Annotated in this window: 2 protein-coding genes; both read left to right on the top strand. The window is 70.7% G+C overall.

Annotated features, from left to right (window positions below; all coding sequences use genetic code 11):
• The coding region (locus ACFVFH_RS35680; RefSeq protein ID WP_383777100.1) for a phosphopantetheine-binding protein at positions 1–843 on the top strand (843 nt) is incomplete at its 5' end.
• Positions 843–3,988: amino acid adenylation domain-containing protein (locus tag ACFVFH_RS35675; protein ID WP_383777097.1), on the top strand; the 3,146-nt coding region annotated here is incomplete at its 3' end. The genes ACFVFH_RS35680 and ACFVFH_RS35675, both read left to right, overlap by 1 nt.

Below are 3,988 nucleotides of genomic sequence, written 5' to 3'. Positions count from 1 at the left end.
ATGTGGAATACGCGGGCGTATGTGTTGGATGCGCGGTTGCGTCCGGTGCCGGTGGGGGTGTCGGGTGAGTTGTATTTCGCGGGTGTCCAGCTGGCGCGGGGTTATTTGAACCGTCCGGGGTTGACGGCGGAGCGGTTCGTGGCGTGCCCGTTCGGCGCGGCGGGTGAACGGATGTACCGGACGGGTGACCTGGCGCGTTGGCGTGCGGACGGGACGCTGGACTACCTCGGCCGTACGGACGACCAGGTGAAGGTCCGCGGCTTCCGCATCGAACTCGGCGAGATCGAATCGGCGCTGCTCGGACAGGAAGGCGTGGCCCAGGCCGCGGTCATCGTCCGCGAGGACATCCCCAGCGACAAGCGGCTGACCGCCTACCTCGTCCCCACGGAAAACACGACGCTGGACACGGCCGAAGTGAAGGCCGGCATCGCCTCGGCGCTGCCGGACTACATGGTCCCGTCCGCGATCGTCGTACTCGACGCGCTGCCGCTGACGGTGAACGGGAAGCTCGACCGGCGCGCCTTGCCGGCCCCCGACCTCACCGCCGCGCTGGAGGTGTCCTACCGGGCCCCGCGCACCGAGGAGGAGCGGCTGGCCTGCGAGGCGTTCGCCGAGGTCCTCGGGCTGGACCGGGTCGGCATCGACGACAACTTCTTCGACCTCGGCGGACACTCCCTGCTCGCCACCCGGCTCGTCAGCCGTATCCGTTCGACGCTGAACGTCGAACTGCCCCTCAGGGCGATCTTCGAAAGCCCCACCGTGGCGGGCCTTTCGTCCCATTTCAACCGTCCCAAGCGCACCAGGCCTGCCCTGCGTCGTCGCTCCAGGCAGGAGGAGATCTGATGATCCCGTTGTCGTACGCCCAGCAGCGACTGTGGTTCCTCGGACAGCTGGAAGGACCGAGCGACACCTACAACATCTCGCTGCCCCTGCGGCTGCGGGGAGCCCTCGACCGCGAGGCACTGCGCCAGGCCCTCCAGGACGTGGTGGAGCGCCACGAGGTGCTCCGTACCGTGTTCCCGGCCAAGGACGGGAAGCCGTACCAGAAGATCCTCGCCCCCGACCAGGCCCACATCGATCTGCCGACGACCGACGTGGCGCCCGCGGACTTGCCCGCGGCACTCGCCCGAGCGGCCAGGCAGACGTTCGACCTGCAATCCGACATCCCCCTGCGCGCCCGGCTGTTCGCCGTGGCGCCGGACGACCACGCGCTGATCGTCGTGGTCCACCACATCGCGAGCGACGGGTGGTCGAGGGGGCCGCTGGCACGCGACCTCTCGATCGCCTACGCGGCCCGCCGCGCCGGACAGGAGCCGAAGTGGGCACCGCTTGAGGTGCAGTACGCCGACTACACCCTGTGGCAGCGAGACCTGCTGGGTGACGACACGGACCCGGAGAGCCTCCTCCACGAGCAGCTCGCCCACTGGCGCGACGCCCTCTCCGGTATGCCGCACGAGCTCGAACTCCCCGCGGACCGGCCGCGTCCCGTCCGGGCCACGCACCTGGGCGGAGTCGTGGGGCTGACCATCCCCGCCGAACTCCACGAGCGGCTGGCGCGGACCGCCAAGGCCGAGGGCGCCACCGTGTTCATGGCGGCGCAGGCAGCCCTCGCCGTCCTGCTGTCCCGGCTCGGCGCAGGGGACGACATCCCGATCGGCGTACCGGTCGCGGGGCGCCTGGACGAGGCCCTGCACGACCTGGTCGGACTGTTCGTCAACACGCTGGTGCTCCGTGCGCGGGTGGCCGACACGCCCTCCTTCCGGGACCTCCTGCAACAGGTCCGCGAGACGTCGCTGGAGGCGTTCTCCAACCAGGACCTGCCGTTCGAGCGGTTGGTGGAGGACCTGGCGCCGACCAGGTCGATGGCGCGCCACCCGCTGTTCCAGGTCACGCTGGGCCTCCAGAACAACGAGGAAGCGGCGCTGGAGCTCCCCGGCCTGGCCGTCGAACCGCTGAGCGGGGAACAGCGCCCCGCCAAGTTCGACCTCGACGTCCAGCTCAGTGAACGGTTCGGCCCCCAGGGCCGGCCCGCAGGCATGACCGGCAGCATCACCTTCGCCGCCGACCTGTTCGACGAGGCGACCGTCGAGGCGATGGCCGAACGCTTCGTCCGGGTCCTCGACGCGGTGACCTCGGACCCGGAACAGCGCCTCGGCCAGGTGGAGGTGACGAGCCCGGCCGAACGCGGCCTCCTGCTGGACGAGTGGCACACCCCCGCACACAGCACACGGCCGGGCACCACCCTGCCGGAACTCTTCGGCGCCCAGGCGCGGCGGACCCCGGACGCGGTCGCCGCGGTCCACGGCGACCAGCAGCTCACCTACGCGGAACTCGCCGACCGCTCCGACGCGTTGGCCGCCCTGCTGGTCCGGCGTGGTGTGCGGCCCGAGACCTCCGTCGCGGTCTGCCTGGAACGCTCCCTCGACCTGGTCGTCACCCTGCTGGCCGTGGTGAAGGCCGGAGGAGCGTACCTGCCCGTCGACCCGGCCTCGCCGTCGGACCGCATCAGCTTCGTCTTCGGGGACTGCGCACCGTCCCTGGTGGTCACCTCCACCGCCTCGATGGGCGCGGTGGCACATGAAGGCGCCGTCCACCAGGTGGTGCTGGACGACCCGGAAACCCGCGCGGAACTGTCGGGCGGCCGGGACGACGTCGTGCTGCCCGCCGATGTCCCCGGCGCCCTGTCCCCCGCGAACGCGGCGTACATCATCTACACCTCGGGCTCCACCGGCCGCCCCAAGGGCGTCGTCATCCCTCACCGGAACGTGGTGCGGCTGCTCGACGAGACACGGCCATGGTTCGAATTCGGCGCCGACGACGTGTGGACCTGGTTCCACTCCTTCGCCTTCGACTTCTCGGTGTGGGAGCTGTGGGGGGCCCTGCTGCACGGCGGCCGCCTGGTCGTCGTCCCCGTCGAGGTCTCCCGGTCGCCGGTGGAGTTCCTGCGCCTGCTCACGCGTGAAGGCGTGACGGTCCTCAACCAGACGCCGTCCGCGTTCTACCAGCTGGCCCAGGCGGAGGCCCAGAACCCGGAGCTCGGGGCACAACTCCGCCTGCGCACCGTCGTGTTCGGCGGCGAGGCGCTCGACACCGGGCGTCTGCGGGAGTGGTACGCCCGGCACCGGGACGACGCCCCGACACTCGTCAACATGTACGGGATCACCGAGACGACCGTGCACGTCAGCCACTTCCCGCTCGACGAGACGAAGGTGGCCGAGGACTCCCTGGGCAGCCCGATCGGTCAGGGCATCCCCGGCCTGCGCGTGTACGTGCTGGACGCCGGGCTGCGGCCCGCCCCGGTGGGCGTACCCGGTGAGATGTACATCTCGGGTGACCAGCTGGCGCGGGGCTACCTGAATCGTCCGGGTCTGACGGCGGAGCGGTTCGTCGCCTGCCCGTTCGGTGCGGCGGGTGAGCGGATGTATCGCACGGGTGACCTGGCGCGTTGGCGTGCGGACGGGACGCTGGACTACCTGGGCCGTACCGACGACCAGGTCAAGGTACGTGGTTTCCGGATCGAGCTGGGTGAGATCGAGGCGGCGCTGCTGGGGCAGGATGCCGTGGCGCAGGCCGCGGTGATCGTTCGCGAGGACGTGCCGGGTGACAAGCGGCTGACGGCGTACCTCGTGCCGAACTCGGACACCGCCTTGGACCAGTCGGAGGTCAAGGCCGGTGTGGGGGCGGTGCTGCCGGAGTACATGGTGCCGTCCGCGATCGTCGAGCTGGACGCGCTGCCGCTGACGGTCAACGGCAAGCTCGACCGGCGGGCCCTGCCGGCCCCGGACCACTCCGCCGCGCTGGAGGTGTCCTACCGGGCCCCGAGGACCGAGGACGAGCGGCTGGTCTGCGAAGTGTTCGCCGAGGTGCTCGGGCTGGAGCGGGTGGGTCTCGATGACAACTTCTTCGAGCTGGGTGGGCATTCGCTGCTGGCGGTGACGTTGGTGGAGCGGTTGCGGGCGCGTGGGGTGTCGGTGTCGGTGCGGGCGTT

The sequence above is a fragment of the Streptomyces sp. NPDC057697 genome (assembly GCF_042799335.1).
Lineage (GTDB): Bacteria > Actinomycetota > Actinomycetes > Streptomycetales > Streptomycetaceae > Streptomyces.
The sequence above is the reverse complement of the archived record's forward strand: the minus strand, read 5'-3'. Positions and strand labels throughout refer to the sequence as shown.